This is a genomic window from Delftia sp. K82, from assembly GCF_002193035.1.
In the GTDB taxonomy this organism is placed as follows: domain Bacteria; phylum Pseudomonadota; class Gammaproteobacteria; order Burkholderiales; family Burkholderiaceae_C; genus Comamonas; species Comamonas acidovorans.
On the sequence record NZ_MYFL01000003.1, the window covers coordinates 567,884 to 568,404 of the forward strand.

Consider the following 521-nt stretch of genomic DNA (forward strand, 5'->3'; position numbering starts at 1 on the left):
CATCGGGCCCAGTCCGTCGAGCAGGTAGGCGATGCCCAGCGTGGCCATCAAGAGCGTGATGGGCTCCTGGTTGACCAGGTGGCGCAGTGCCAGCCGCTCGATCACCCAGGCCACGACCACCATGATGGCCAGCGACACGCAGATGGCCAGCAGGTTGGTGAACCAGCCCGGCTCCATGCCGATCCACTTCGGAATCCACTCGGAAAAGCGCGCCATGGCCAAGGCCGAGAACAGCACCATCGCGCCCTGGGCGAAGTTGAACACGCCCGAGGCCTTGAAGATCAGCACGAAGCCGATGGCGATCAGCGCGTACAGCGTGCCCACCATGAGGCCGCCGAACAAGGTTTCCAGAAAAAATCCCATGTCAGTCCCCTCAGTGGCTGGTGCCAAGGTAAGCGCGGATCACGTCTTCGTTCTGGCGCACCTCGTCGGGTGCGCCGTCACCGATCTTCTTGCCGTAGTCCAGCACCACGACGCGGTCGCTGATGTCCATGACCACGCCCATGTCGTGCTCGATCAGC

Annotated in this window: 1 protein-coding gene and 1 pseudogene; both read right to left on the reverse strand. The window is 63.1% G+C overall.

The genetic code is table 11. The features are described from left to right. Positions 1–363, reverse strand: a pseudogene (locus tag KDK82_RS33245) (branched-chain amino acid ABC transporter permease); the annotation flags it as partial. A 10-nt stretch (positions 364–373) separates the two neighbouring features. Continuing rightward, positions 374–505, reverse strand: a complete 132-nt coding sequence (locus tag KDK82_RS33415) for a hypothetical protein (RefSeq protein ID WP_143343514.1) — start codon at positions 503–505, stop codon at positions 374–376. Between the last annotated feature and the right edge of the window lie 16 nt (positions 506–521).

Excerpts from the sequence above, each read along its gene's own strand:
- KDK82_RS33415 (WP_143343514.1), bottom strand. The coding sequence starts at position 505 with ATGGGCGTGGTCATGGACATCAGCGACCGCGTCGTGGTGCTGGACTAC.